Genomic DNA, 24,436 nt, shown 5'->3' on the forward strand with positions numbered 1-24,436 from the left:
CCCCGAACTAGACGGTTACTGCTAAGCTTTGATGACGGGCGGTCACAATCCACAGGCGAGCGTCGGCTCAGGCCGCATCCCTGCGAAAGCGGGCGGATACGCTCGGAAGTCCCGAACGCAGCAGCCTGGCTATCCGTTCCTGGCGCGAGCGGTCAAGCCGCCGGTTGACGCGGGCAAGAAGCGCGCGGGCGAAGACACCGTAGACGAGAAGCGCAAGAAGGCTTGCCGCAAGGTGGGCGGCTGCGAAAAGCTCAAGCGTCGAACGTCCGGGCAGGCCTGAAGGCACAAAGAAGATCGCGGTTGCGGCGGCCAGAAGGACTTCGCCCGCCGGGCGCGTGTCGAAACGGATGCCGTACCAGAGACGGGCATGAAAAGTCCTTGCCGGCAGGTTGTCGTTTCCGGCGATCGGGGAGGGCCGCTTCAGCGCGACAAGTCTTCTCACAGCGAAAACGGCCAGAAAGACAGACGCCGCGACGGCTGCGAGCGCCCTTCCGTCGGGCATCGCGTAGACGAGCGCCACCGAAGCGCCGAGGCCCGCCGCGAAGAAGACGGCCCGGACGACGATGATCCCCATGGCGATGGACAGGCTCGCCTTCAGCCGGCGCTGGCAATGCCACCTTGCAAATTCAAGCATCCTGCCGGACGGCATGAGGAAGGTCACGAAGGCCAGCGCGGCATAAAGGGCCGCGGTTTCTACACTCACTCGGGTTCCTCCATCCGCGGGTCCATAAAAGCCCCGGGGGATGAAAAGGTCAATCGGCGGGGGCGAAATCCTGGCCGATTTCTTCCATGACGCCCGCAAACCAGGGCGTTTCCAGGTCGAAATGGCCGCCGCCCTTGATACGGTCGAACTCGATCGTTCGCAGCTGTCCGCTGCGCTCGACATCGTGGCCGGTGACGCCGGAGACGCCGTCCAGCGCGCTTTCCACGGCAAGGTCGACCATGGAGTGGATGAGCCGCAGGTCATCCGCATTGGCGGGCGCGGAGCGGGCGTAATAGCCGGATTTCTGGACCAGGGCGCGCTCGGCGCCGAGAAGGTCGGCGAACTGCTTGGAGAACCAGTTGCCGACATTGATGGTGTCGAGCTTCACATGGCCGAAGGCGTCGCGGGTAACGGCAGCGCCGGCCGCCTCGCGCTCGGCGATGATGGCGTCGAGGCATGCGCCCTCGGAGACGAACAGCGAAACCGTACCGTTTTTCGCCATCACCTCTTTCAGCCGCGCGGCCTCGGCCTCAAGGTCGAAGGCCATCTCCGGAAGGTAGACGCCGTCGATCATCTTCATCGCCGGGTTCATCAGCATGCCGTCAACATAGTCCACGGTCTTCAGCCGTTCGAGATAGGCGCGCGCGGTGGCCGCCGTCAGCCAGCCGCAATTTCGGCCCATCACCTCGTGCACGATCAGCGTGCGCGGCGCGGCGCTCTGTTCGTTGGAGATGTTGTCGAAGAAGGCCGCGCCGTATTCGGCCGCCGTCAGCGCGCCGAGCGTCTGGCGGATCGGCTTGACGTCGTTGTCGACGGTCTTCGGCAGGCCGACCACCGTCAGGTCATAGCCGTTGTTCTTCAGATAGGCGGCAAGATCGGCCGCCGTGGTGTTGGTGTCGTCGCCGCCGATCGTGTGCAAAATGGTGATGCCGTCATCGGCAAGCCGCTCGGCCGCGACCTTCAGCGGATCCTCGCCGGCGCCGACAAGGCCGCGCTTTTCGCAATCTTTCTGGTTGGTCAGCTTCACCCGGCTGTTGCCGATGGGCGAGCCGCCGAAGCGATGCAGCAGATAGGCCTTTTCGCGGATGGCGGGGGTGATCGAAAAACTGTCGCCTGTCAGAAGCCCGGTATAGCCGGAGCGATAGGCGATGATCTCGGCTGCGGGTGCGATATCGGAGTAGCGCTCGATCAGACCGCCGACGGCGGATGACAGACAGGGAGCAAGCCCCCCGGCGGTGAGCATGGCGACTTTGTGACGAGACATCGGACCCCTTTCATCAATGCTTCCGGCACTATCCACCGGCCGTGCGACATGGATGCGACAGGCGCTCGCCGGTGTAAAGACCGGGCGCAAATAAAATCGGTTTACCCAAGGCGAAAGCCAGGTCCGCATTTCCGCAGCAAAAAAAAGCCCCGCGCCGTGCGATTTGCAGCGGCGCGGGGCTTTCGAGACGCCTGGCTGTCAGAACCTGACCTTCAGCCCGACATTGCCGCCATAGCCGTAGGAGCCGGTGTCGAAACCGGTGGAGGCGGTGACTTCGGCGAAGGCGGAATAGCGCAGCTTGCCCGCCTGCCAGTCGATCGAGCCGCCGAAGCCGATCTCGCCGGTGAAATCATCCGGCTCGGAGGAAAAGTCGAGCGCCTGGGTGACAGTGGCCGTCGTCTTGCCGAGGAACTCGTAATAGAGGTTCGCCAGGCCGTAGATATTGGCCGAACGCGCTTCGCCATTGACATCCTGCCAGGCGCTTTCCCTGGAGACGGCAAGACCGGCGCGGGCCAGCAGGCTCTCACCGTCGGAGAAGCTCACATGATCGGAATAGGCGCCGGTGAAGCTGTCGATCTCGACCGAAGCGAAGGACAGTTGCGCCTGCGGGGTGAGGGCAATGCCGTCGCCGATGCCGAAAGCCTGCCCGGCTTCCAGCGAGAGCGCATAGCCGAAGGCGTCGCTGTCTTCGGGCGCAAACGGAAGGTTCTCGGCCTTCAGCTCGCTCGAATACCAGGTGAGCTCGCCCTGGGCATCGGCATAGAACCCGTCAGCGCCGAACCAGGTCAGCGTGCCGCCGATGCCGTAGCCGTCGGGGTGGAGCTTGCTGTCGCCGTAGCGCGAATGCACCTTGGCCTCGCCGGTGCGGTAGTGGGCGGTGAGGCCGCCGACGAGCGCCCCATCTGCGCTGTCGAGGAACAAGCCGTCGAGACCCGCCTGAATGTCGAAGCTCGACATGTCGTAGTCATAGCCGGTGGTGGACGACTGCGGATCGAAATGGGCAAACCCGCCGCCGGTGCGACCCCAGACGGCATCCGGCGCCGGCCCGGAGGAAAGCGCCGCGCCGCCTTCATAACGCCCGCCCGACCGCGTCTTCAGCGAAGGCAGCCGCGTCATCTCCAGAAGCGCCGACTGATAGGCCTCGTAGAGGGGGATGTAGGGCTGGAAATTGACGCCGGCATCTGCAAGCACGGACGCTGCGGTTCCCTTGAGCGCTTCCAGCTCTCCAGAAGAGAGGCTCGAAACGCCGGAGGCCGGAGACAGGTAGAAGTTCTGCCCCTCCAGCGTCAGATTGTAGGTGTACGCACCTACCGTGATATGGCCGTTTTGAAGCGAGAAGGCCGAGGGTGACGGGGGCAAATTCGTTCTGATAATCGGAATGGCTTGGGGGTATGTTACGGTTCCGTGTGGGGCGACCTGAACCGTCGTGTTGCCCGAAATGTTACGGGAGAGAACAATAGTGTCAGCCGTCGCCCTTGAGAAGTCCACGTCGAGCGAGACGAAGCCGCCATTGCCAGTGTAGTTTCCGGCAACGAAGAACAGCCCATCGGCAACTCCGTTCTTCAAGGAAATCGTTCCGCTGTTGAAAACGTTGTTCCCGGCCGATATCTGTCCATGGCCCAGTGCGATAAAGGCGCTGTCCTTGTCCTGAATGATGATATTTGCCAACACATCCGTGTTGTCGCCCCGCATGTATGTCAACTGACTGTTGTTTCTCAGGATCAGGTCCCCGTAATCATAGCTGAGGGGTTGACCATAATTGTACAGGAACAAGGTGCCCTGCGATATTGAGACAGTTGAGTCGTCGAGGATGAGTTTTTCGAAATTGACGATTTTGTTTGCATCGATGGTTTTCAGGACACGTGTTGACTGAAAGGTAAACACATCCACGTCCCTTTGGACGGAGATATTCTGGTTGCCGCCATCGAAGGTGAATGCTTCGATATCGAAGGGGGCTTTTTTCAGGCTGACTGTGACCTGATCGCTGCCGTCTTGCCCACGGAAACTCCCGGTGATGTCGCCGCCATTCCAGACAAAGTGGTCGTTCGAGGTGTTGACGATCGGCGATGACAAATGCACGAACGGATCATAATCACCATAGATGGTTCCGTCGAAAGAGCCGCCATTCATGGTGAATGTGGATGCTCCGCCGCCGAGTACGGTATTGCCTCTCACGAAACCCGTATCCTCGACATTGATATTCAATTGGAAGCCGCTGCTGTCGACCGTATTGCGTATGGCGGTATTGTCAAACCAGCCAAATTCGGTGTGAGTTGCGATGTTGAGCGTGACCGATGCACCTTGAGCGCTTTGGGGCGCGCTGATCAGGACAACATTGCCTGTCGTCGTCCTCGCCGAGTCTACAGGCTCGATTGACGCACCTTTGAAATTCAGCGTGGCATTGGTGCCGTCCGCAGCAATCACTTCAATGACCGCTTTTGATGAAGCGTCCACAGAGTATTCACCGCGTTCGAAAGATGCTTCAAAGGTGACGTTTTTTTTCTGGTTGGCGTCGAGGACGATTGCACTGGCACCCACACCCAAAGCATCGATATCGGCTGCGTTGCTGTCGAGGCTGAAACGCGCCCCATCGCCGGCTGCTTTCAGGAGGATGCTTTTCGCGTTAAGGGTATTGGCTCTGAAATCGGGTGTATCCATACTGACGGTCGCGCTTTGGGCAATCACTTCCAGGCCGGCTGTACCGACGCCGGAAGACTCGATTAAGGTTTTCGGCCCCGTTTGGACGTTGATGCCGTAAGCTTCGAGCCGAACAACGGCCGCGCCATCATGCGCCAGCATTCCCGCGTTGAAAAAGAAATCGACGTTTCTGGACTGTGCCTCGATGAGACCGGTGATACCGGGTCTTCCGACGAAAACGTTGGTTTCGCCGATCTCAATCGTGGCATGACCGTTCAAACCGCTCTTGTCGGTTATGGCCCGTATCGCTGTCCCATCCGACGAGATGTTGCCCGCCGAAACCTTGACGTAGGCTTCGCCCTCTCCCGCTTCCGAAAATAGACCGACACTGTTCGCACCTTGGGCGGTGACCATGCCGCCGTTCATCGTGATCTTCGCTTCCGAAAGGAAACCTGTCACCTTGGAATGAGCGGCAACAGCCTCTTGGCCACCAGTGGACTGGACACTGATGGAGGAGGTCGATTGGTCAGGTGACTGCTGCAAGATGATGAATGAGTCGCCGTTGCCGTTGTGAAGTGCCTCGACGAGCGTTGAATTGGTCGCGCCAACAACTTCAGTGCCCGAAAGCGTGACGGACACGTTGCCCTGGCCCGCCGAGGTGCTGACAAGTTTCCCGTCAACGAGTCCGTCATAAGTGTAGACGAGGCTCTGACCTCCAGCGCTGGTTGAAGAAACTGTTCCGTTTATGCGCTGGAATGAATTGAGATCGATTTCCGAGTCAGCATTGCCGGATGTCTGGGTCGTGGAAACCGCGACTGTCCCGTTGACCACCATATTGTCGTTGTTCAGGATCAGCGTCAGACGCGTTCCGGCAGTGTAGGTAATGTCTCCATAAGAGGCGTTCTGGCAGATGACCAGATTGTTGGAAGGGGGGCCGCATGCTCCGCCGTCCGCCTTGGCGCTTCCGCCTGCAAGGCATGTTGAAAACGCCGCGATCGATATGGTCGAGGCAGTCGCGATCAAACTCTGCCTGAAGAAATGTCCGGTTTGATGCCGTTCATTAATTGCGATGGCTGAATACCGCATGGTCTTTCCCCTCTCATCCTGAAGAATGAACAGAGGATGCTTGAAAGAATGCCGGCCGCAATCTTACGTGTATTGATAATCAGTGATACAATCTCTGTTTCTGCGGAGCCGTGATGCATTTCGGCAACGGGGGCGCCATGAGGGGAAGCGTTTTCGTCATCAACAAGCGTCTGCGCCCAGTATGAACCAGTCTAGGAAGCTTGAGGGAAACGTCCTGGCGGCTACGACAAAACCCGAGTCTGCGCCAGCGGCTGCTGGACCAGCGGCGGGAAGTCGTCAGGGGTTATCGTTTCCTTTTCCAGCAGGATTTTCGCGCCTTCGTCGAGGTCCTTGCGGCGCTCGGAGAGAAGCTTCCTGGCGCGCTCATAGGCGGCGTCGATCAGCTTGCGCACGGCGAGGTCCACCTCGCGGGCGGTGACGTCTGAATAGTCCTTCGGCTTGCCCATACCCGGCGCGCCGTCCAGATACTGCATGCGCTGCTGCTCCAGCGCCGCCTGGCCGATCTCGGGGTCCATGCCGAAGCTCATCACATATTGACGGGCGATGTCGGTGACGCGCGCCAGGTCATCCGATGCCCCGGTGGAAATCTCGCCATAGACGATATCCTCCGCCGCGCGGCCCGCCAGAAGCACGACCATGCGGTCGCGCAGCTCGCCGGCGGTGATCAGGAAGCGGTCCTCTGTCGGGCGCTGCATGGTGTAGCCGAGCGCGCCGATCGAGCGGGGGATGATCGAGATCTTGTGGACCGGATCGGTCTTGGGAAGGGCCGCGGCGGCCAGCGCATGGCCCATCTCGTGAAAGGCGACGCGCTCGCGCTCGTCGGGGTTCAGCAGCCGTCCGCGGCGTTCGGAGCCGGCGACGATGCGTTCGACGGCCAGGGTGAAATCTTCCATGGTCACGAACTCGCCGTCGCGCCTTGTCGCGAAGATCGCCGCCTCGTTGACCAGATTGGCAAGATCGGCGCCGGAAAAGCCCGGGGTGAGGGCGGCGACCTCGTCGGCGCTCACTTCGTCGGCGAGCTTCACCTTCTTCATATGGACGGAAAGGATCGCCGCGCGGCCCTCGCGGTCGGGGCGGTCCATCACCACCTGGCGGTCGAAACGGCCGGCGCGGGTCAGCGCCGGGTCCAGCACTTCCGGACGGTTGGTGGCGGCCAGGATGACGATGCCGGCGGATGGGTCGAAGCCGTCAAGCTCGACCAGAAGCTGGTTCAGCGTCTGCTCTTTTTCGTCATTGCCGCCGCCGCCGAAGGAATTGCGGGCCCGGCCGAGGGCGTCGAGTTCGTCGATGAAGATGATGCAGGGGGCCATTTCGCGCGCCTGCTTGAAGAGATCACGCACGCGCGCGGCCCCCACGCCGACGAACATCTCGACGAATTCGGAACCCGAAATGGAAAAGAAGGTGACATCGGCCTCGCCGGCAACGGCCTTGGCAATCAGCGTCTTGCCGGTGCCGGGCGGGCCGACCAGCAGAAGGCCCTTGGGAATGCGCGCGCCGAGACGGCCGAACTTGTCGCGCTCGGTCAGGAAGGAGACGACCTCCTTCAGTTCGGTCTTCGCCTCGTTGGCCCCGGCAACGTCGTCGAAGGTCACGCCGGTCTTGCGCTCGACATAGATCTTCGCCTTGGACTTGCCGACATTCATCATGCCGCCCAGGCCCATGCCCTGCTTTTCGGCGAACTTGCGGAAGAACCAGGCCCAGATGGCGAAGAACAGGACGATCGGCAGGACCCAGGAGAGAATCTTGGTCAGAAGCGTGTGGTCGGGAACGCCGGTGACATCGACCTTGTACTTGTCGAAATCGACCGCGAGCTCCTGGGGAACGCGGTAGGTGACGAAATAGTCCTTGCCGTTGACGGCGTCCTTGAACTGGCCCTGGATGGTGTTGTCGGCGATGGAAACGGACTGGACCTGCCCCTTCTCGATATAGTTGATCATGTCGGAATAGCTGATCTGGGCGACGTCGCGCGACGTAAACCACATCTGGAAACCGACGATGACCAGAAAGGCCACCAGAAAATAGCCGAAATTGAATGTATTCTTGCGTTCCATCGCTCGCCGTCCCCTGCTATTCGCGCTTCAGGCGTAGTCTATAGCCCTGGCTGTGTCTTGCGGGCAATCGCAAAACTTTCCCGTTTTGCGTTCAGCGCGGCGTCGCGGCGGGCGGGACCATCTGCGCGCGTCGCAAAAAAGTGAAATTGAACCGCTCGGTTCGACTTGCGCGACACGCGTTTTTTGTCCAATCTGTCAGGACTTGAAAGGGCGGTTCGCCACCGCCGGGAGACCGTAAATGTCATTCTGGGAAAAGCTGGTCAATTTCGTCAGCCAGTCCGCCGGCACTGTGCTGACCAGCGTCGTCGAGGCCGTGCGCACGCTTTTCGAGGGCGATCCCGAAACGCGCCGTCAGGTCGCGTTCTCCGTCTCCTTGATCGCGCTTTCCGCCAAGATGGCCAAGGCCGACGGTTTCGTCTCCATCGAGGAGGTCAACGCCTTCCACGAGATTTTCGAAATCCCGGAGGGCGAGCGGCAGAATGTCGCGCGGCTTTACAATCTCGCCCGCCAGGATATCGCCGGCTACGAGGCCTATGCGCGCAAGCTGAAGAACCTGTGCGCGGAAGGCGACGAGGGCTGCCCGCTGCTGGAGGAGATCATTGACGGGCTCTTTCACATCGCCAAGGCCGACGGCGCGGTGCATGAAAAGGAGCTCGCCTTCCTCGCCCGCGTTGCCGAAATCTTCGGCATCAGCGAGGGGCGCTTCACCGCCATCTGCGCCCGCCACATGGATATGGGCGATCGCGACCCTTATGGCATTCTCGGCGTTTCGCGCAGCGACGATTTCAAGACCATCCGCACCCGCTACCGTGCCCTGGTTGCCGAAAACCATCCCGACCGGCTGATCGCGCGCGGCGTGCCGAAGGAATTCCACGCCGCCGCCAATGACCGCATGGCGCGCATCAATGCCGCATATGAGGCGATCGAGCGTGAGCGGAAGGCGGCCTGAGATGCCGCTTCGCGGGCTGCTTTGCTTTCTGGCCCTGGCGACGGCCGGCGGAGCATCCGCCGAGGATGGCCGGCTGGCGAAGGCGCGGGACATGATCCTCTCGCTTTATCCCGAAAGCTGCGATGCCGATCTGGCTGCCGATTTCGAGGGGCTGGAGGATGTCGCCTATGACGTCTTATGGCAGGAAAAGGACTGGGACGGGGCGCCGATCAAGCGGGAAGGCACGCTGTTCGAGATCAATTGTTACCTCGCCGCCTACAATATCGTCGTTGCCTATGTCTTCGCGCCCAACGAGGATGCTGCCGAGGCGATGCTGCCGGTCTCCTTCGCCGTGCCCGCATTCACGCTCGATTATGCCGATGACGACATCGATCAGACGAAGCTCGCCGCGCCGCCTAAGGTGAACGGCTTTTCCGCCGAAACGCTGCTGGTCAATCCGAGCTTCGATCCCGAGACCAACACGATCACCTCCTTTGCCAAGTGGCGGGGGCTGGGCGATGACTATTCATCAGGTAAGTGGACGCTTGAAAACGGCCGCTTCGTGCTCAAGCATTTTGTCATCGATCCGATCTACGAGGCGAACCTCGAAGACCCGTCCGAGGAACTGATCGAGACGAATTTCGTTCTCTATGATGCAGCCGGGAACTGACCTCTCGAATTGATCGTGCGCAAGAGAATGCGCGCTGCGTCGTGCTAGACGTCCCGGCATTGCTGCCGAATAAACGGCGACCAAGGTTGCTCTTGCGTTCCTGCCGGTCTGTGCTCAAGGTCTCGGGACCTTGACCATGAACCATCCGGTGCGATGATGCGCCGGGGCAAAGGGCCATAGAGGGTGGGAATGACAGCACATTTCAGGACGATCATCGTCGGGCGCGGCCTGATGGGCTCCGCGGCGGCCCGGCATCTGGCCGGGATGGAAGACGGCGTTGCCGTGATCGGCCCGGACGAGCCCGCCGACAAGGCGAACCACGACGGCGTTTTCGCAAGCCATTATGACGAAGGCCGCATCACCCGCACCATCGACCGCGACCCGGTCTGGGCGCGTCTCGCCAACCGCTCGATCAGCCGCTATCGCGCGCTCGAGCGGGAAAGCGGCATCGAAATCTTCAACGAAGTCGGCGCGCTGATCGTCGGTCCCGCCCGGTCGCGCGGCCGGTATGTCGAGACGATCATGGAGGCGGCGGGAAGCTGCGGCGCCGACGCCGAAATCATCGACGCCAAGGGCCTTGTCGAGAAATTTCCCTATTTCGAGTTCGCGAAAAGGACAGAGGGAGTCTACGAGCCGTCCCGGGCGGGCTTCATCTCGCCGCGCCGGATGGTCGCCGCGCAGACCATTCTCGCCAAAAAGGCCGGCGCCGCCGTGATCAAGGCGACCGTCACTGAGGTGCGGGAGAACGGCGCGGGCGTCCGCGTCGAAACGGCAGACGGCGCGGTCTATACCGCCGACAAGGTTCTGGTCGCCGCAGGCGGCTTCTCCATCAATCCGGATATTCTGCCGGGGCATCTCGACCTGACAGTCTTTGCCCGCACGGTCGCCTATTTCGAGGTGAGCGAAGAGGAGGCGGAGGCGTTGAAGGCCATGCCGAGCCTGATCTACAAGCCGGAGTTCGATGTCGACGGGATCTATCTTTTGCCGCCGATCCGCTATCCGGACGGCCGCTTCTACATCAAGATCGGCGGCGACCCTGACGATGTGCCGCTGGAGACAGAGGCGGATGTGCGGGCCTGGTTCAAGTCGCGCGGCACCAATGCCACGCGCGAACATCTGACGCGCATTCTCTGCGACCTGATGCCGGGCATCCGCGTTTTGCAGTCGACGACCGGCACCTGCGTCACCTCCTATTCCCCCTCGGGCTATCCGATGATCGGTTTTTCGCCGTCGGACAGGATCGCTGTGATGACGGCGGGCTGCGGCGCGGGCGCGAAGAGTTCCGACGAGATCGGCCGGCTCGGCGCCGTGCTGATGGCCGGCGGCGCGCTTGCCGATGAAGGCTACGGCGTCGATTTCGCGCCCTCCTTCTCCTGACTGACGGCCATGGCGGCAAAACGGCTTCCCTTCGGCCACAAAACCCATTAGGACGTCCGCACCAGTTGGCCGGGCGGCCGCGCTGTGCCAATGCCGAAAGGCGGCACGGTGAGGAAAGTCCGGGCTCCACGGAAACACGGTGCCGGAGAAAGTCCGGCGGGGGCGACCCCAGAGACAGTGCCACAGAAAGCAAACCGCCCCGCCTTTAGGCAGGGTAAGGGTGAAAGGGTGGGGTAAGAGCCCACCGCGCCGGCGGCAACGCATGGCGGCACGGTAAACCTCACCGGGAGCAAAACCGAATAGGGATGACGCGGCGCTTGACGCCAGCCTGTTTCCAGGCCGGTCATCCGGGTGGGTTGCGAGAGGCAGCGCGCAAGCGCTGTCCCAGATGAATGGCCGCCACGTTCTGCGGGAAACCGCAAGAGCCATACAGAACCCGGCTTACAGGCCAACTGGTCTTTCTTATCCCTCTTTGGCCCGTTTTGGGCAGGCGCGCCACGCGTCTGTCGCAAGCTCCGCGTCTTATCAAATATTTCTAATATTTTCAGGCGGTTGCGACGGAAAGCTTTCATTAACAGCCGGCTGATAAAATGCTGGTTTGAAGCCGCTTTCCGGCCCGGTTAATAGCAGGTTGTCCCATTGACGCCCAATTCTGCCCATGTTATCCCATTAACCACGAGTTCGCCGTCTGCGGCATTTGGGCGGCAAATCAGTTCTAAGTCTTTGCATTTCATGCTGAATTCGCCCTTTGGGCGAAGCGGGTTTTTTGTGTCTTTTTTGGAGTGGGCTGTCGAACGAAGGCCGCCAGGGTCTTCGGTGGTTTTGCGTCATGAACCGGTTTCTTTCCAATGCGACCAAGAAGATCGATGCGAAGGGGAGGGTCTCGGTGCCTGCGGTCTTCCGCACGGTGCTCGCAGAACGAAAGATTGCGGAGCTCTACTGCTTCCAGGATTTCATCTTCCCCGCAATTTCCATCGGTGGTCCCGATCTGCTCGATCGCTTCGAGCGGCAGATCGATCAGGAGGACCCGTTTTCAGCGGAGGCGAACAGTATGTCGCTGCTGATCCATGGCGGCGGCGTGTTTGCCAAACTCGATGCCGAGGGGCGGCTGATGATCACGGATTTCATCCGCGACTTCACCGGCATCGACAAGGAGGTCACTTTCGTGGGTCGTGCGGACCACTTCCAGCTTTGGGAGCCGCAGGCCTTTCAGGAGGCACAGGCCGAGGCGCGCAGGGCGCGTTCGAGGCCGCGTGCCGGCGGGTAAACGGACGAGGATGCGGAATGTCGGGGACACTTGGCAGCGAGGATGCCAATGGCGGACCGGTTCGCCACATTCCGGTCATGCTTGCCGAGGTGCTGGGTGCGCTTGCACCGGCACCCGGCAAGGTCATTCTCGACGGCACGTTCGGCGCCGGCGGCTATTCCAGGGCGCTGCTTGAGGCTGGCGCAACGGTTATCGGTCTCGATCGCGACCCGACAGCCCTTGCCGCGGCGAAAGACATGCTGGTGGCCTATGGCGACCGCCTGACGCTCCATCACACCCAGTTCTCGGCTCTTGATCGGTTCGCGCCCGAAGGCGGGCTCGACGGCGTCGTGCTCGACATCGGCGTTTCCTCCATGCAGATCGACGAGGCCGAGCGTGGGTTCTCCTTCCAGAAGAACGGCCCGCTCGACATGCGCATGTCGGGCGAGGGCGTTTCGGCCGCCGATGTCGTCAACCGCGCCAAGGTCTCGGACCTGACCCGGATCTTCGGCATTCTCGGCGAGGAGAAGAATGCGGGCCGCATTGCCCGCGCCATCGAAAAGCGCCGTCAGGACGAGCCTTTCGTCACCACGCGCGACCTTGCCGGGCTGATCGAGATCGTCACGCCGCGCCGCGCCAAGGACAAGATCCATCCGGCGACCCGCGTGTTCCAGGCGCTGCGCGTCTATGTCAATGACGAACTCGGCGAACTGGCCGGCGCGCTTCTGGCTGCCGAGCGTGCGCTGAAGCCCGGCGGCGTGCTGGCCGTCGTCACCTTTCACTCGCTGGAAGACCGGATCGTCAAACAGTTTGTCAGTGCCCGTCTCGGCAAGGCCGGCGGCTCGCGCCATCTGCCGGCGGTCGAGCCGGAGCCGGCGCTGTTTTTCCAGAAGGGCAAGGCCATGGTTTCGGCCAGCGATGCCGAGGCCGCCGAAAATCCCCGCGCGCGATCGGCCAAGCTGAGGGTCGCGATCCGCACCGATGTTCCCGCGCCGCAAACCGGGCTTGATGCCTTCGGTCTGCCGGCCCTTGCCGACATTCACCGCCTTGGAGGCTTCGAGAACTGATGCTGCGCCCGCTCGATCTCATTCTCATTCTGGTGATGGTGGCGACCGCGACCGTCACCTACACGATCAAATACAGCGCCGAAGCGACGCTCGATGAGGTGCGCAGCCTGGAAGACCAGATCGCGCTCGAGGAAAACAATATCGACCTGCTGAAGGCCGACGAGGCGCTTTTGACCCAGCCCGCCCGCATGGCGCGGCTCTCCGAGTTTTTCGCCGCCGAGCTCGGCCTTCAGCCGGCCGAGCCCGAACAGATCGCGACCCTTGACCAGCTTCCGCCGATTGCGCCGGAGCCTCAGCCGGAAGACCTTCCGCCGCTGATGGCCGGAGACGCGCCCGACGGCACGGATATCGTCATAACCGGATCGGTGACACCATGATGAACCTTCCCCGCATCTTCAAGAGAAAGCCGAGAGCCGCGGAACGCAGCGCCGACGACACGGCGCAGCCGGATGTTTTTCAGGGAACGGCGAAGAAGCGCGTTAACCTGGCGCGCAGCCGCGTCGCCTTTGTCACAGTCGCCTTCGTCGCCGTTTACGCCATCATCGGCGGCAGGCTGGTTCACTATTCGCTGGCCAAGGAGGATGGCACCGTTGCCCGCGCGGCCATGCCGCTGACGCTGGCGCGACGTCCGGATATCGTCGATCGCAACGGCGCCGTCCTTGCCACCGATGTCCGGATGATGTCGCTTTACGCCGACCCGTCGATGATCACCAGCGCCGACGACGTTCTCGATTCGCTTTTGCCGATCTTCCCCGATCTCGATGCCAAGCGCGCCTACCGGCTGCTGAATTCCAAGGGTGAGTTCGTGTGGCTCAAGCGCCAGATCACGCCGAAACAGCAGAGCCAGGTGCTCGCCGCCGGCGTGCCCGGCGTCGGCTTCCGTCCGGAAGTGCACCGTTTCTACCCCGGCGGGCCCCAGGCGGCCCATATTCTCGGCCTCGTCGATATCGACAATCACGGCCTGTCCGGCATCGAGCGCTATATGGACAGGACCGACGGCATTTCCGGCCTGATGGGCCTTGGCCTGTCCGGCGCGATGGACCTGAAGCCGTTCGAGACCTCGATCGATCTGCGCGCCCAGAGCATCCTGCGCGATGTGCTGGTGGAAGGCGTCAACAAATTCCATGCCATCGGCGCCACCGGCACCGTTCTCGATGTCAATACCGGCGAGATCGTCGCGCTCGCCTCGGTGCCCGACTTCGATCCGAACAATCCGCCGCCCGCCACCGATCCGCGTATGTTGAACGATGCGATCACCGGCGTTTACGAAATGGGTTCGACGTTCAAGATTTTCACGCTGGCGATGGGTCTGGAGTCCGGCAAGTTCACGATGGACAGCCTGGTTGACGCGAAAACGCCTCTGATCTTCGGTCGCTCGCGCATCCGCGACGACCACGCCCAGAACCGGATCCTGACCTATCCGGAAGTCTTCACCTATTCCTCCAATATCGGCGCGTCGCGCATCGCCGCCGCCGTCGGCCCGGACTATCAGCGCACATTCCTGGAGGATCTCGGCCTGCTTGACAAGGTCGACACCGAGATCGGCGGCGCGGGAACGCCCCAGCGGCCGCAGAAATGGGGCGGCGTTTTCTCCGCGACCGTTTCCTTCGGTCAGGGCGTGACCACGACATCGCTGCAGACCGCCGCCGCGGCCGCCGCGCTGGTCAACGGCGGCAAGCTTCTGACGCCGACCTTCCTGCCGCGCAGCCGCGAGGAGGCTGATCGGGTCGCCAGGCACGTGGTTTCGAAGGAAACCAGCGACAAGATGCGCTATCTCCTGAGGCTGAACGGCACGAACGGCTCCGGCCGGAACGGGCAGGTGCCCGGCTATCGCGTCGGCGCCAAGACCGGCACGTCGGAAAAGATCATTGACGGCAAATATTCGAAAGATCGCAATTTCAACGCATTTCTTGCCGCATTTCCCATGGACAACCCGCAATATGTCGTCCTGGTGACGATCGACGATGCCAAGAAGGTTGAGGGGGTCCCCGGCCGTACGGCTGCCTGGAACGCCGGCCCGATGACCGGCGAGGTCATTCGTCGCATCGCGCCCATCCTTGGGGTCGACCCTGATTTCGGACAAGAAGGCAATGCGCTTCTTGCAGGATATTGAGATATGATTCGGGCCGGCCCGGCCCGAGACCGGCCTTGGGCAGCGTTGGACAATGCCGGAGATTAAGAGAAGATATCGACAATGTTGATGCGGATGCTTGCCGGAACGGCCTTTCCTGAACTGAATGCGGCGCTTGCCGGGCGCGCCGGCGCGATCGAGATCACCGGGGTGACCGCCGACAGCCGGACGGCGAAGCCCGGCGCCCTGTTCGTCGCCATTGCCGGCACCAGGGCCGACGGCGCGGCCTATATAGAGGATGCGGCCGAAAGGGGAGCTGCGATCGCCGTCAGCGCGACCGCTCTCGACAGCGCCAGGATACCGGTGCTGCAGGTCGACAATCCGCGCCTGTTCCTCGCGCTTGCCGCCGCCCGTTTCTTCGGCGCCCAGCCGCAGACCATGATCGCCGTGACCGGAACGGCCGGCAAGACTTCGGTGGCCGCCTTCACGCGCCAGATCTGGGCCCATGCCGGGCATCCTGCCGCCATGATCGGCACCACCGGCGTGACGGCGCCGGGCCGCAAGGACTATGGCGCGCTGACGACGCCGGATCCCGCCGTCCTGCATGCGCTGCTCGCCGAACTGGCTGCCGACGGCGTGACCCATGCGGCGATGGAGGCCTCCAGCCACGGGCTCGACCAGTACCGGCTTGACGGCGTTCGCCTTGCGGCGGCCGGCTTCACCAATCTCGGGCGCGACCACATGGATTACCACCCGACGGTGGAACATTATTTCGCCGCCAAGATGCATCTCTTCGACCGGGTTCTGCCGCGCGGCCTGCCGGCCGTCATCAACGCCGACGACGCATGGTCGGGCCGCGCCGCCGAGGCCGCGAAAGCGGCCGGGCACGAAGTGCTGACGGTGGGCCGCAAAGGCGATTTCCTGACGCTGAAACGCGCCGAGCAGAAGCGCGACAGCCAGTTTGCAGAAGTTCTGCATGAGGGGGCGATCCACGAGGTGCGCCTGCCGCTGGCCGGTGAATTCCAGATATCGAATGCCCTTGTCGCCGCCGGCCTTGCGGTCGCCACCGGCGTTCCGGCAAAGGATGCGCTTGCCGCTCTCGAAAAACTCGAAGGCGCAGACGGCCGGCTGCAGCTTGCCGGCAAGGCGGCAAACGGCGCGCTGGCCTATGTGGATTATGCCCACAAGCCGGACGCGCTGGAAAAGGTTCTGGCCGCCGTCCGGCCCTTCACCACCGGCCGCGTCATCGTCGTCTTCGGCTGTGGCGGCGACCGCGACAAGGGCAAGCGGCCGATCATGGGCGAGATCGCCGCGCGGCTTGCCGATATCGTGATCGTCACCGACGACAACCCGCGTTCGGAGGAGCCGGACGTGATCCGGTCCGAGATCATGGCCGCCGCGCCCGACGCCATCGAGATCGGCGATCGCCGCGAGGCCATCATCCATTCGGCCTCTCTGTTGAAGACCGGCGATACGCTGATCGTGGCCGGCAAGGGGCATGAGGAAGGGCAGACGGCCAACGGCGTCACGCGCCCCTTCTCCGATATTGACGAAGTGAAAAAAGCGCTGGAGGGTATCTGACCGTGAGTTTGCTATGGACATCAGCCGAAATGGTCGCGGCCATGGATGGCCGTCCGCTGGGCGAACTGCCGGAAGGCGTCAACGGCATTTCCATCGACAGCCGCTCGATCGCGCCCGGCGAAGCCTTCTTCGCCATCAAGGGCGACCGGGTGGACGGCCATTCCTTCGCAGGGCTTGCCGCCGCCAACGGCGCGGGGCTTCTGGTCATCTCCGAGGCGAAGCTGCCGGCGCTCGGGCGTCTCACCTGTCCGATGATCGTGGTCGATGACGTGCTGGAGGCGATGGTGCGCCTCGCCGAGGCCTCCCGTGCCCGCGTTTCCGGCCGGATCATCGCCGTCACCGGTTCGGTCGGCAAGACTTCGACCAAGGAGATGATCGCGCGCGGGCTGAAGGCTTCCGGCAAGGTCCATGCGGCGGTCTCTTCCTTCAACAATCACTGGGGCGTGCCGCTGACGCTCGCGCGCATGCCTGCCGACACCGAATTCGGCGTGTTCGAGATCGGCATGAACCATTCCGGCGAAATCCGCCCGCTGACAAAACTGGTGCGCCCGCATGTCGCTTTGGTGACGACGATCGCGCCGGTTCATATCGGCAATTTTTCCGGGCTCCGGGAAATCACCGCCGCCAAGGCGGAGATCTTCGAGGGGCTGGAGCCGGAGGGGGCGGCGGTCATCAACCGCGATATCGAGGAATTCGAGGCGCTCGCGCGGGTCGCGAAGAATTGCGGCGCGCAGATCGTTTCCTTCGGCGAGCATGCCAAGGCGCTGTTCCGCCTGCTCGACTACCGCACCGTCGGCGACAAGGGGCACGTCCAGGCGCTGCTCGGCACGGAAGAGCCGGTTTCCTTCAATCTCGGTCTGCCCGGCCAGCACATGGCGGAAAACGCGCTTGCGGCGCTTGCCGCGATCTCCATGTCCGGCGGCGACGCCCATGCAGCCCTGGAAGCGCTCGAGAATGCCGAACAGCTGAAGGGCAGGGGGCAGCGCCGGCTGCTTTCGATCGGCAATGGCAGCTTCACCCTGATCGATGAAAGCTATAACGCCAATCCGGCCTCGATGCGCGCCGCTCTGGAATTGCTGGGCGCGGGCACGGGCGACGGACGCAGGATCGCCATACTCGGGGATATGCTGGAACTCGGCGACTATGCCGCCGAAGCGCATGAGGCGCTTGCCGGGCCGCTGGTCTCGGCCGGCGTCACCGATGTCTGGCTTGCGGGAGAGCATATGCAGGTTCTCAGAGACGCTCTTCCGGAAAGTATTGCTGTGGAATACCGGGCGAATGCCGACGAACTGGCGGAATTCGCCGTCGGCGCGGTCGCGGCCGGAGACACGGTGATGGTAAAGTCATCCAACGGGCTGGGATTCGGCAGGATCGTCGCGAGACTGACCGGGGCCTATCCCGCGCGGTGATAAACCGCTGATAAACGATTTTCGTGGTAAACAGACGTTTGACATGCCGCGAGATACGCAATTATGAAGCGCCGGTTGCGGCCCGTTCGGGGGCTGGTTCGGCGCGTTCCGCCGTCGCTGGAAAGGGGCGTTCATGCTGATTTGGCTTGTGGAGCTGTCCGACAAGTTCCAGTTTTTCAATCTGTTCCGCTATATCACCTTCCGCTCCGGCGCTGCTGTCTTCACCTCGGCCCTGATCGTCTTCCTCTTCGGTCCGCGCATTATCGCCGCGCTCAGAATCAGGCAGGGAAAGGGCCAGCCGATCCGCGCAGACGGTCCGCAGACGCATTTCAAGAAGGCCGGCACGCCGACCATGGGCGGGCTGATGATCCTCGCCGGCATTGTCGGTTCCGCGCTGTTGTGGGCCGATCTTTCAAACGCCTATGTGGTCGCAACGCTGCTGGTCACGCTCGGTTTCGGGGCGATCGGTTTTTACGACGACTATCTCAAGGTCACCAAACAGTCCGACAAGGGCTTTTCCGGCAGGCGGCGGTTGTTCTTCGAATTCATCATCGCCGGCGTTGCCGTCGCCTTCATGATGTATGCCGCCAATCTGGCGACGATCGACGGCGCGACGCTCGGCTCGGCGCTGACCTTTCCGTTCTTCAAGGACGTGATCATCGATCTCGGCTGGTTCTTCATTCCCTTCGGCGCCTTCGTGATCGTCGCCGCCGGCAATTCGGTGAACCTGACCGACGGGCTTGACGGGCTTGCCACCGTGCCGGTGATCATCGCCTCCGGCTCCTTCGCGCTGATCGCCTATGTGGTCGGCAACTCGGTTTTCGCAACCTATCTGCAGATCAACTACGTGCCTGGCACGGGCGAGCTCGTGGTGCTGCTCTCCGCCGTCATCGGCGCCTGCATGGGTTTTCTATGGTTCAACGCCCCACCCGCGGCGATTTTCATGGGCGATACCGGTTCGCTGGCGCTCGGCGGGCTGATCGGGTCCGTCGCGGTGGCCACCAAGCATGAAATCGTGATGGCGATCATCTGCGGCCTTTTCGTGCTCGAGGCGCTCTCCGTTATCATCCAGGTCGCCGTCTACAAGAAGACCGCCAAGCGGGTCTTCCTGATGGCGCCGATCCACCACCATTTCGAAAAGCTCGGCTGGACCGAGAGCCAGGTCGTGATCCGCTTCTGGATCATCTCCTTCGGCCTCGCCCTGATCGGCCTTTCGACCCTGAAGCTTCGATAGGAAAACAATCCGTGATCCCGGTCTCCGTCTTTTCCGGCAAGAAAGTCGCTCTTTTCGGGCTCGGCGGCTCGGGCCTCGCGAGCGCGAAGGCGCTTGTGGCGGGCGGCGCGGATGTGGTCGCCTATGACGACCGCGCGGAAAGCCGGGCGGCGGCGGCCGAAGCGGGTATTGCCGTGGCCGACCTGAGGGAGGCGGATTGGGATAGCTTCGACGCGCTTGTTCTGGCGCCCGGCGTGCCGCTCACCCATCCCAAACCGCACTGGACGGTGGAACTGGCGCAGGCCGCCGGCGTCGAAATCATCGGCGATGTGGAGCTCTTTGCCCGCGAGCGCCGTGCGACCTGCCCCGAGGCCAGGCTGATCGCGATCACCGGCACCAACGGCAAGTCGACGACGACGGCGCTGATCGGCCATATCCTGAAGGACGCCGGTCGCGACGCTCAGGTTGGGGGTAATATCGGACGCGCCGTGCTCGACCTCGATCCGCTTGCGCCGGAGCGTTTCTACGTGGTCGAGTGCTCCTCCTACCAGATCGACCTGGCGCCGACGCTCGATGCCGATGTCGGCCTTCTTCTGAACCTTACGCCGGACCATCTCGACCGGCACGGCGACATGGACCGCTATGCGGCGATCAAGGCGCGGCTGGTTGCCGGCGCTGCGACCGCGGTCGTCGGCGCTGATGACGACTATTGCCGCGCCATCGCACGCCGTTTGATCGATGCCGGCCATGCGGTTGTCCCGGTTTCGGCGGATATCACCCATGTCGAGGCGGGTCTTGCCTTTGACGGGCGGGCCATTGTCTCAGCCGGCGATGGCCGCGTGGTTGTCGACCTTTCCGGTCATGCGGTTTTGCGCGGCGCGCATAACGGCCAGAATGTCGCCGCGGCGATTGCCGCCTGCCGTGCGGTCGGGCTTTCTGATTCTGAAATCGAAAAAGGCATCGCGACGTTCAAGGGGCTTGCCCACCGCATGCAGCCGATCGCGCGGCGCGGCAGGGTGCTGTTCGTCAATGATTCCAAGGCGACGAATGCGGAAGCCGCAGCGCCCGCGCTGAAGACCTTCGACACGATCTACTGGATTGCCGGCGGACGGGCAAAGCAGGGCGGCATTGCCGCGCTTGAGACCTTCTTTCCGAAGATCGCCAAAACCTATCTGATCGGGGAGGCGGCAGACGCCTTCGCCGAGACGCTTGCCGGCCGGAGTGAAATCGTGCTGTCCGGCACGCTGGAACAGGCGGTGCGCGATGCGGCGGGCGACGCGGCGGCGGATGACAGGGCGGCGCCGGTCGTTCTCCTGTCGCCGGCCTGCGCCAGTTTCGATCAGTTCGGAAGTTTCGAAAAACGGGGCGATGCCTTCGTCAGCGCCGTGATGGCGCTTGACGGCGTAAGCCCGCCCGATGACAGCGGCAAGGGGAAATAAGCCATGGTCTCTCGCGTTCAACGCGGACCGATCGCGGACTGGTTCTGGACCATCGACCGATGGCTGCTCGCGGCCTTCATCGCGCTGATGGGCATCGGTTTCATGCTCTCCTTCGCGGCTTCGCCCGCCGTTGCCGATCGCCTTGGCTATGACAGTTTCCACTTCGTCCGTCGTCATGCGATCTTCCTTGCGCCGTCGCTTGCCGTGATGATCGGTCTTTCCTTCTGTTCGCCGCGGATGATCCGAAGGCTCGCCGTGATCATCCTGGTCGGTTCGCTGATGATGATGGTCGCGACGCTCTTCATCGGCACGGCCAATAACGGGTCAAGACGGTGGATCGTGCTGGCCGGCTTTTCGCTGCAGCCGTCGGAATTCCTCAAGCCTGCCTTCGCCGTGGTCTGCGCCTGGCTGTTTGCCGAGCACCACCGCTATCCGGAGATTCCGGGCAATCTCTTTGCCGGACTGCTGTTCATCATTTCCGCCGTGCTCCTGATCGCCCAGCCGGACTTCGGTCAGACCGTGCTTCTGGGCATCGTCTGGGGCGGCATTTTCTTCATGGCCGGCATGTCTTGGATCTGGATTGCCGGGCTCGCGGGCGCGGGCGTTGCCGGTTTTCTCGCGGCCTATGCCTGGCTGCCGCACGTGACCTCGCGTATCGACCGGTTTCTCACCGGCGAGGGCGACAATCTCCAGGTCGAACTTGCCGCCAAGGCTATCCAGCAGGGCGGGCTTTTCGGTCTCGGGCCAGGCGAGGGCATCGTCAAGCGCCGCCTGCCGGACAGCCATACGGACTTCGTCTTCTCCGTCGCGGCGGAGGAATTCGGCATCCTGTTCTGCATGTTCATCGTCGCGATCTTCGCCTTCATCGTGCTGCGCGGGCTGACGCACGCCTATCGCGAACGTGATGACTTCGCCCGCTTCGCCGTCGCCGGCCTCGTGCTGCAGATCGGCATGCAGTCGATCATCAATATCGGCGTCGCGCTGCAACTGATGCCGGCCAAGGGCATGACCCTGCCGCTGATCTCGGCCGGGGGCTCGTCTATGATCGCAACCTGCGTCGGCGCGGGCTTTATTTTGGCCCTGACGCGCCACCGGCCGGAAAAGCGCGCCCGACAGGACCATTTCTTTCAGCCGGGCCGATCGCGCGGCGTCCCAGCGGAATAGGTTTTACCATGGAAAGCAAGCTCTTCTTCCTCGCCGCCGGCGGGACCGGTGGACATGTTTTTCCGGCGGAAGCCCTGGCGCATGAACTGATACGCCGGGGCCACACGGTCCATCTGGTGACGGACAGTCGCGCCGAGCGCTATTCGGGAAGCTTTCCGGCGGAGAAGATCCACATCGTGCCTTCGGCCACGATCGGCTCGAAGAACCCGATCTCGATCGTCCGGGCCGGCTTCACGCTGTTCAAGGGCTCGCGCGTGGCGCGGTCGCTGTTCGCCGCGTTCAGGCCTGCCGCGGTGATCGGCTTCGGCGGCTATCCGACGGTGCCTCCGCTCTATGCGGCTGCGGCCAGCGGCATTCCGACCATGCTGCATGAGCAGAATGCGGTGATGGGGCGCGCCAACAAGATGCTGGCCCCGCGCGTCAACGCCATTGCCGGCGGTTTCCTGACGGGCGAGGGAGAGCCGCTCGGCGCCAAGATCTTCCCGACCGGCAATCCGGTACGGCCTGCCGTTCTGGAGGCGGCGAAGACCGCCTATGACGAGCGGACGGTGGACGCGCCCTTCAACCTCCTCGTCTTCGGCGGAAGCCAGGGGGCCCATTTCTTTGCCGATGCCGTTCCCGATGCGCTTGCCCGCCTTTCGCCCGAGATGCGAGCCCTGTTCCGCGTCACGCAGCAGGCGCGGCCGGAAGATGTCGATCAGGTGACCGCGCGCTTTGCCGAACTCGGCATTCCGGCGGACATCTCGCCCTTCTTCTCCGACATGGCCCGGCGGATCGCAGAGGCTCATCTCGTCGTCTGCCGCTCCGGCGCCTCGACGGTGTCGGAGCTCTCCGTTATCGGGCGTCCGGCGATCTATGTGCCCTATCCCCATGCGCTCGATCATGACCAGGCGGCCAATGCGGCGCTGGTCTCGGCGAACGGCGGGGCAGAGGTCGTGCGCCAGTCCGCGTTGACGGGCGAGCGCTTTTCGGAATTGTTAACCGAAGCGGTGAATGATCCGGAGAAACTGACTGCCGCGGCGCTCGCGGCAAAGGACGCAGGCAAACCCGACGCGACGGAACGGCTCGCCGACATGGCTGAGGCTCTGGCGTCGGGCAGAAAGATTGAAGGAACGGAAAGATGAAAATGCCTCAGGCGATCGGTGTCGTTCATTTTGTCGGCATCGGTGGTATCGGCATGAGCGGCATTGCCGAGGTTCTCAAGAACCTCGGCTATCAGGTTCAGGGCTCCGACCAGGCCGAAAGCGCCAATGTTCAGCGATTGCGCGAAAAGGGCATTGCCGTTTCCATCGGTCACCGGCCCGAGAATCTGGGCGATGCGGAAGTGGTTGTCGTTTCCTCGGCGATCAAGCGCGCCAATCCGGAACTCGTCGCCGCCCGCGAAAAACACCTGCCGGTGGTTCGCCGCGCCGAGATGCTGGCGGAACTGATGCGCTTTCGTGACGCGATCGCCATTGGCGGCACCCACGGCAAGACCACGACGACCTCGATGGTTGCCGCCCTGCTTGACGCCGGCAATCTCGATCCGACGGTCATCAACGGCGGCATCATCAATGCCTATGGCACCAATGCGCGCATGGGCGAGGGGGAATGGATGGTGGTCGAGGCGGATGAATCCGACGGAACCTTCCTGAAACTGCCGGCCGAAATCGCCGTCGTCACCAATATCGATCCCGAACATCTCGACCATTACGGTACGTTTGACGGCGTGCGCGCCGCTTTCCGCCAGTTCGTCGAGAACGTGCCGTTTTACGGTTGCGGCGTGCTGTGCCTCGACCATCCGGAAGTACAGTCGCTTGTCGGCCAGATCGAGGACCGGCGCATCGTCACCTATGGCGAGAACCGCCAGGCCGATGTGCGCTTCTCCAATATCCGCAATGAAGGCATCCACACGATCTTCGACGTCGATATCCGCCGCCGCCGCCGGCCTTCGGTGAAGCTCGAGAACCTGGCGCTGCCGATGCCCGGCCGCCACAACGTCTCGAACGCGACGGCGGCCATTGCCGTTGCCGACCGGCTGCATATTTCCGAAGCCGACATCCGCAAGGGCCTTGCGGCCTTCGGCGGCGTCAAGCGCCGGTTCACGCTGGTCGGCACCTGGAACGATGTGCAGATCTTCGATGATTACGGCCATCACCCGGTCGAGATCCGCTCCGTCCTGCGCGCCGCGCGCGAGGCCTGCAACGGCCGGATCATCGCCATCCACCAGCCGCATCGTTTTTCGCGGCTGGAGAGCCTGTTCGAGGATTTCACCAATTGCTTCAACGATGCCGACACGGTGTTCATCGCCCCCGTCTATGCGGCGGGCGAAGACCCCCGCGAAGGCTATGACGGCGAAACGCTCGCTGCCGGCATAAGGGCCGCCGGTCACCGCGACGCGCGCTATCTCGCCGCCGAGGAAGAATTGGCGGCACGCATCGCCGGCGTCGCCGAACCGGGCGATTTCGTCGTCATGCTCGGCGCCGGCAGCATCACCCAGTGGGCCGCGCGCCTGCCGCTCGCGCTCGAAGAAACGGCGTGATGGAGCGGA

18 protein-coding genes and 1 other RNA gene are annotated in these 24,436 nt (G+C 62.8%); 15 read left to right on the top strand and 4 right to left on the bottom strand.

All coding sequences use genetic code 11. The features are described 5' to 3' along the window. Positions 1–67: 67 nt before the first annotated feature. The 4 genes from JET14_RS06990 to ftsH form a co-directional block, all read right to left on the bottom strand. Positions 68–703 carry a hypothetical protein gene (locus JET14_RS06990; protein WP_200337386.1) on the bottom strand — a complete coding sequence of 212 codons (636 nt, stop codon included), beginning with the start codon at positions 701–703 and terminating at the stop codon, positions 68–70. A gap of 49 nt (positions 704–752) precedes the next feature. Beyond that, positions 753–1,967 (bottom strand): pyrophosphate--fructose-6-phosphate 1-phosphotransferase, encoded by a 1,215-nt coding sequence (locus JET14_RS06995; protein WP_200337387.1) that lies wholly within the window; start codon positions 1,965–1,967, stop codon positions 753–755. A 198-nt stretch (positions 1,968–2,165) separates the two neighbouring features. Continuing rightward, positions 2,166–5,690, bottom strand: a complete 3,525-nt coding sequence (locus JET14_RS07000; RefSeq protein WP_200337388.1) for an autotransporter outer membrane beta-barrel domain-containing protein — start codon at positions 5,688–5,690, stop codon at positions 2,166–2,168. 221 nt (positions 5,691–5,911) lie between these two features. Continuing rightward, positions 5,912–7,741, bottom strand: coding sequence for an ATP-dependent zinc metalloprotease FtsH (gene ftsH / locus JET14_RS07005; protein ID WP_200337389.1), 1,830 nt, complete (start codon positions 7,739–7,741; stop codon positions 5,912–5,914). Between the two features lie 238 nt (positions 7,742–7,979). Here ftsH and JET14_RS07010 point away from each other — a divergent pair, with 238 nt between their 5' ends. The 15 genes from JET14_RS07010 (at position 7,980) to murC (ending at position 24,427) form a co-directional block, all read left to right on the top strand. After that, complete coding sequence (locus JET14_RS07010) at positions 7,980–8,690, top strand: J domain-containing protein (protein WP_200337390.1); 711 nt, start codon at positions 7,980–7,982, stop codon at positions 8,688–8,690. A 1-nt stretch (position 8,691) separates the two neighbouring features. Then, positions 8,692–9,339 carry a DUF1176 domain-containing protein gene (locus JET14_RS07015; RefSeq protein WP_200337391.1) on the top strand — a complete coding sequence of 216 codons (648 nt, stop codon included), beginning with the start codon at positions 8,692–8,694 and terminating at the stop codon, positions 9,337–9,339. 189 nt (positions 9,340–9,528) lie between these two features. Further along, positions 9,529–10,716 carry an FAD-dependent oxidoreductase gene (locus JET14_RS07020; protein WP_200337392.1) on the top strand — a complete coding sequence of 396 codons (1,188 nt, stop codon included), beginning with the start codon at positions 9,529–9,531 and terminating at the stop codon, positions 10,714–10,716. Positions 10,717–10,777: 61 nt separating this feature from the next. Further along, positions 10,778–11,176: RNase P RNA component class A (rnpB, locus tag JET14_RS07025), an RNA gene on the top strand. 369 nt (positions 11,177–11,545) lie between these two features. Next, positions 11,546–11,983: a division/cell wall cluster transcriptional repressor MraZ gene (gene mraZ, locus JET14_RS07030; protein ID WP_200337393.1), complete on the top strand. Its 438-nt coding sequence runs from the start codon at positions 11,546–11,548 to the stop codon at positions 11,981–11,983. Between the two features lie 17 nt (positions 11,984–12,000). Then, positions 12,001–13,029 (top strand): 16S rRNA (cytosine(1402)-N(4))-methyltransferase RsmH, encoded by a 1,029-nt coding sequence (gene rsmH / locus JET14_RS07035; RefSeq protein WP_200337394.1) that lies wholly within the window; start codon positions 12,001–12,003, stop codon positions 13,027–13,029. Beyond that, complete coding sequence (gene ftsL, locus JET14_RS07040) at positions 13,029–13,406, top strand: cell division protein FtsL (protein WP_024708072.1); 378 nt, start codon at positions 13,029–13,031, stop codon at positions 13,404–13,406. Before rsmH ends, ftsL begins: the two co-directional genes overlap by 1 nt. Further along, on the top strand, positions 13,403–15,142 hold the full coding sequence (locus JET14_RS07045; RefSeq protein ID WP_200337395.1) for a peptidoglycan D,D-transpeptidase FtsI family protein: 1,740 nt from the start codon (positions 13,403–13,405) through the stop codon (positions 15,140–15,142). Before ftsL ends, JET14_RS07045 begins: the two co-directional genes overlap by 4 nt. Before the next feature lie 81 nt (positions 15,143–15,223). Next, complete coding sequence (locus tag JET14_RS07050) at positions 15,224–16,681, top strand: UDP-N-acetylmuramoyl-L-alanyl-D-glutamate--2,6-diaminopimelate ligase (RefSeq protein WP_200337396.1); 1,458 nt, start codon at positions 15,224–15,226, stop codon at positions 16,679–16,681. Positions 16,682–16,683: 2 nt separating this feature from the next. Continuing rightward, positions 16,684–18,090, top strand: coding sequence for a UDP-N-acetylmuramoyl-tripeptide--D-alanyl-D-alanine ligase (locus JET14_RS07055; RefSeq protein WP_200337397.1), 1,407 nt, complete (start codon positions 16,684–16,686; stop codon positions 18,088–18,090). A gap of 133 nt (positions 18,091–18,223) precedes the next feature. After that, complete coding sequence (gene mraY, locus JET14_RS07060) at positions 18,224–19,324, top strand: phospho-N-acetylmuramoyl-pentapeptide-transferase (RefSeq protein ID WP_024708069.1); 1,101 nt, start codon at positions 18,224–18,226, stop codon at positions 19,322–19,324. An 11-nt stretch (positions 19,325–19,335) separates the two neighbouring features. After that, positions 19,336–20,742, top strand: a complete 1,407-nt coding sequence (gene murD, locus JET14_RS07065) for a UDP-N-acetylmuramoyl-L-alanine--D-glutamate ligase (RefSeq protein ID WP_200337398.1) — start codon at positions 19,336–19,338, stop codon at positions 20,740–20,742. A gap of 3 nt (positions 20,743–20,745) precedes the next feature. Then, positions 20,746–21,906: a putative lipid II flippase FtsW gene (ftsW, locus tag JET14_RS07070; RefSeq protein WP_200337399.1), complete on the top strand. Its 1,161-nt coding sequence runs from the start codon at positions 20,746–20,748 to the stop codon at positions 21,904–21,906. A gap of 8 nt (positions 21,907–21,914) precedes the next feature. Further along, positions 21,915–23,030, top strand: coding sequence for an undecaprenyldiphospho-muramoylpentapeptide beta-N-acetylglucosaminyltransferase (gene murG / locus JET14_RS07075; RefSeq protein WP_200337400.1), 1,116 nt, complete (start codon positions 21,915–21,917; stop codon positions 23,028–23,030). Continuing rightward, positions 23,027–24,427, top strand: a complete 1,401-nt coding sequence (murC, locus tag JET14_RS07080; RefSeq protein ID WP_200337401.1) for a UDP-N-acetylmuramate--L-alanine ligase — start codon at positions 23,027–23,029, stop codon at positions 24,425–24,427. Before murG ends, murC begins: the two co-directional genes overlap by 4 nt. Positions 24,428–24,436: the final 9 nt, after the last annotated feature.

It is taken from the genome of Martelella lutilitoris (genome assembly GCF_016598595.1).
Taxonomy (GTDB): Bacteria; Pseudomonadota; Alphaproteobacteria; order Rhizobiales; family Rhizobiaceae; genus Martelella; species Martelella lutilitoris_A.